General features: G+C 72.4%; 1 protein-coding gene and 1 pseudogene. Both read left to right on the forward strand.

Annotation, left to right across the window (positions count from 1 at the left end; translation table 11 throughout):
• The coding region (locus tag ABD317_RS33995) for a transglycosylase domain-containing protein (RefSeq protein ID WP_344295208.1) at nt 1-2535 on the forward strand (2535 nt) is incomplete at its 5' end.
• Nucleotides 2536-2561: 26 nt separating this feature from the next.
• Nucleotides 2562-4352: pseudogene (locus tag ABD317_RS34000) on the forward strand (ATP-binding protein); the annotation flags it as partial.

Consider the following 4352-nt stretch of genomic DNA (forward strand, 5'->3'; position numbering starts at 1 on the left):
GGCGCCGGCGGCGGCAACGACGACGAGAGTGACGACGGCGGTTGCAGCTACTCCGCCGCCGGCGGCCACGACGGCCCGCGCCGCAGGCGCCGCCCCGAGCCGCCGCCGCGCAAGCGGTTCATCGACTACCCCCGCTCGAACCACACCGGCCTGCGCCGCTGGCTCCCCTCCTGGAAGCAGGTCATGGGGATGTGCGTGCTCGGCTTCGGCGCGCTCGTCGGCCTGTTCTTCCTCGGCTACATGCTGGTGAGCGTGCCCAACGTCGCCGCCGCCGCCAAGGCGCAGAACAACGTCTACTACTGGTCCGACGGCACCCAGATGGCCACGTACGGCGGGGAGCGCAACCGCCAGATCGTCGATCTGGAGGACATCCCGAAGGAGATGCAGAACGCGGTCATCGCCGCGGAGAACGCCACCTTCTACTCCGACCCGGGCATCGACCCCAAGGGCATCACCCGCGCCGTCCTCAACATGGCGGGCGGCGGCTCCACCCAGAGCGGCTCGACCATCACCCAGCAGTACGTGAAGAACGCCATGCTCAACGACCAGTCGCAGACGCTCTCGCGCAAGGTCAAGGAGCTGTTCGTCTCCATCAAGGTGGGCGCGAAGGTCGACAAGAACGAGATCCTCGCCGGCTACCTCAACACCGCGTACTACGGCCGCGGCGCCTACGGCATCCAGGCCGCCGCCCAGGCGTACTTCCGCGTCGACGCCGAGGACCTCAGGCCCGACCAGTCCGCCTTCCTCGCCGCCGTCCTCAAGGGCCCCGACCTCTACGACCCCCAGGGCGGCTCCGTCCCCGGCGCCTCGCCGGAGGCCAACCGGGAGCGGGCCATGGAGCGCTGGGAGTGGATCCTCGACCGGCAGACCGAGGTCGAGCTGGACGGCAAGAAGATGATGTCGCCCGCCACGCGGGCCAAGTACGACACGTTCCCCAAGATCGCGAAGTACAACCCCAGCGCGGGTCTGACGGGCCAGAAGGGCTATCTCGTCGAGACGGCCAACAGATACGTCATGAAGACCTCCGACATCACCAAGGAGCAGCTGGAGCGCGGCGGCTACCGGATCTACACGACCTTCGACAAGAAGAAGGTCGCGCAGATGCAGACGGCGGTCGAGGACGCCCGCAAGGACTACCTCGACCCGAAGAACCGGGAGAAGGACAAGCACGTCCAGTTCGGCGGGGCGTCGGTCGAGCCGGAGTCGGGGAAGATCGTCGCCCTGTACGGCGGCGCGGGCTTCGACAAGGACCACTTCAGCAACAACGCCGACACCCTCGGCGTCCCCGTCGGCTCCACCTGGAAGCCGTTCGTCCTCGCCTCCGCGTTCGAGAACGGCACGTACCTCAGCGACGGCGAGCCGATCTCACCGGAGAGCAAGTACAACGGCAACAACAACATCATCATCCGGGACCGGAACGGCGACCCGATGCCGGGGCCGGGAGGCAAGGACTTCCGCCAGGTCAACGAGGCCGACCAGAGCTACGGGTACGTCGATCTGAACATGGCCACCGGGCTGTCCATCAACACCCCGTACGTCCAGCTCGGCATCGACGTGGGGCTCGACAACATCCGCGAGACGGCCGAGAACCTCGGCATCCTCGAGGACTCGATGGACCCCAACAACAACGCCTCCTTCTCCATCGGCACCTCGACCCCCAGCGCCATCCGCATGGCCAGCGCGTACGGAACGTTCGCCGCCTCCGGCGAGCACATCGAGCCGTACTCCGTGACGAAGGTGATCCACAAGGGTGACGAGCTGGGCGGCTACGAGGAGCACCGCACCGAGCGCGGCATCGACGCCAACGTCGCCGACACCGTGACGAAGGTGATGAAGGAGAACGTCATCGAGGGCGAGTTCGGCGAGTTCGGCAGCGGCACCGGCGCCGCCGCGCTCGACCTGGGGCGGCCCGCGGCCGGCAAGACCGGCACCACGGATGAGAACAAGTCCGCCTGGTGGGTGGGCTACACCCCGCAGCTGTCCACGGCCGTCACCCTCTTCCGCACCGACCCGCGGAGCGAGGAGCAGAAGCTGCTGTCCATGAACGGCACCGGCGGCTTCGACTCCATCCACGGTGGTGCGATCCCGACGGAGATCTGGACCTCTTACATGAAGGCCGCCCTGAAGGGCGAGGACGTGGCGGAGTTCCCGGAGCCGGGCCCGCTGGGCGAGATCGTCGACGGCGGCGGCGTCCCCGACCCCTCCCCGACCGAGGACGTCGACCCCGAGCCGACCCGGAGCCAGCCCACCGAGGAGCCGGTCGACCCGACCACCAGCCCGCCGCCCTCGACGTCGCCCCCGCCCAGCCAGACGTGCGAGCCGTGGGACTGGGAGTGCCAGAGCGGCGGCGGGGAGAACGGCAGCCAGACGACCGGCGAGACGACAGGGGAGACGGACTCCGGCGGCGAGACGACGGGAGAGACAGACTCTGGCGGCGAGACCACCGGGGAGACGGACTCAGGCGGCTGGAACGACGGCGGCGCCAACGGCAACGCCGGCCCGGGCGGCGGCGACGACGGCGGAGTGTTCCCATGACGGCCGCCCCCGCCCCCGCGCCCCCGGGCGCCGTGCGGCTCTTCGCCGACCGCGCCCGCGCCGCCCGCCCCGACTTCGCCGTCGGCCCCGGCAACGCCGCCGCCGTCGCAGAGATCTGCCGCCGCCTCGACGGCCTGCCGCTGGCCATCGAGCTGGCCGCGGCCCGGCTGCGTTCGCTGCCCGTCGAGCAGGTCGCCGCCCGTCTGGACAACCGGTTCCGGCTGCTGACCACCGGCAGCCGAACCGCGCTGCCCCGGCACCGTACGCTCCAGGCCGTCGTCGCCTGGAGCTGGGAACTGCTCGACGACGAGGAGCGGCGGCTCGCGGAGTGGCTGTCGGTCTTCCCCGGCGGGGCGACGCCCGAGTCCGTCGCGGGGGTGTGCGGCATGGACGTCGTCACCGCGCTCGACCTGCTCGCCGCGCTCGCCGACAAGTCCCTGCTGCAGATCGCGGAAGCATCGCAGGGCACGCAGGGCACGCATGGCGCGCACGGCGCGCATGGCGCGCACGGCGCGCACGGCGCGCACGGCGCGCACGGCGCGCAGGCTGAGCCGGGCGCCGGTCCGCGCTACCGCATGCTGGAGACCATCCGCGAGTTCGGCCGCGACCGCCTCGCCGAGGCCGGCGACCTCGACCGCGTACGGGCCGCCCACGCCGCGTACTTCCTCCGGCTGGCGGAGACCGCGGACCCGCAGATCCGCGGCCGCGACCAGCTCGGCTGGATCGCCCTGCTCGACGCCGAGCACGACAACCTCCTCGCGGCCCTGCGCCACGCCATCGACGCCGAGGACGCCGGGACCGCCGTACGCCTGGTGGCCGCCCTCGGCATCTACTGGACGATCCTCGGCAACCACACCGAGGCCGCCGACTGGCTCCGCCTCGCCCTCGACGTCCCCGGCGACCCTCCCCTCGAACCGCACGCCGTCGCTCTCGGCTTCTACCTGATCAACTCGGCCACCGCCGGCCAGACCCGGCCCAGCGCGGAGACCATCGAGCAGCTGACGGCGCTGGTGGCGCGCGTCGACCCGGAGGCCGGGCACCCGATGCTGGCGGTGCTGGAGCCGGGCATCGCGGTGTTCACGGACGACGAGGAGCGCGGGCTCGCGGCGATCGACGCGCGGCTGGGGCACCCGGACCCGTGGGCGCGGGCGCTGCTGCGGATGATCCGGGCCGCGTTCCGGGAGAACCGGGGGTACGCGCCCGGGGTGGCGGAGGACCTGGTGGCGGCGGCGGACGGGTTCCGCGAGGCCGGCGACCGGTGGGGGCTGGCGATGGCGCTGCACCAGCTCAGCGAGTTCCGGGCGCTGCTGGGGGACACGGAGCGGGCGCGGTCGGGGTACGAGGAGGCGCTGCGGCTGATGCGCGAGGTGCGCGCCGAGGACGACGTGGGGCAGCTGCGCGTCCGGCTCGCCCAGCTCGACGCGGCGCAGGGGCGCACGGAGGCGGCGCGCGCGGAGCTGCACCGCGTGTTGCGTACGGCGGCGCGCGACGGGCGCTCACACGTCGCGGCGCTGTGCCACTACACCCTCGGCGACTTCGCGCGGTGCGCGGGGGAGTGGGCCGAGGCAGCGCGGTGGTACGAGGAGTCGCTGGCGACGCTGCGGCGGGGGACGATGGCGGTGCCGCAGATCGAGGCGATCGTACGGACGGGGAGGGGGCTGCTGGCCTGCGTACGGGGGGACCTGGCCGGTGCGCGTACGGAGCTGGCGACGGCGCTCGACGTCGCCGTCGGGGTGAAGGACATGCCGGTGGTGGCGATCGCCGGGGTCGGCGCGGCGGGGCTGGCGCTGGCGGGTCCGGCGCCGGGTCCGCCGGCG

Origin of the sequence: Streptomyces synnematoformans, from assembly GCF_039531005.1 — a bacterium.
GTDB classification, from domain to species: Bacteria; Actinomycetota; Actinomycetes; order Streptomycetales; family Streptomycetaceae; genus Streptomyces; species Streptomyces synnematoformans.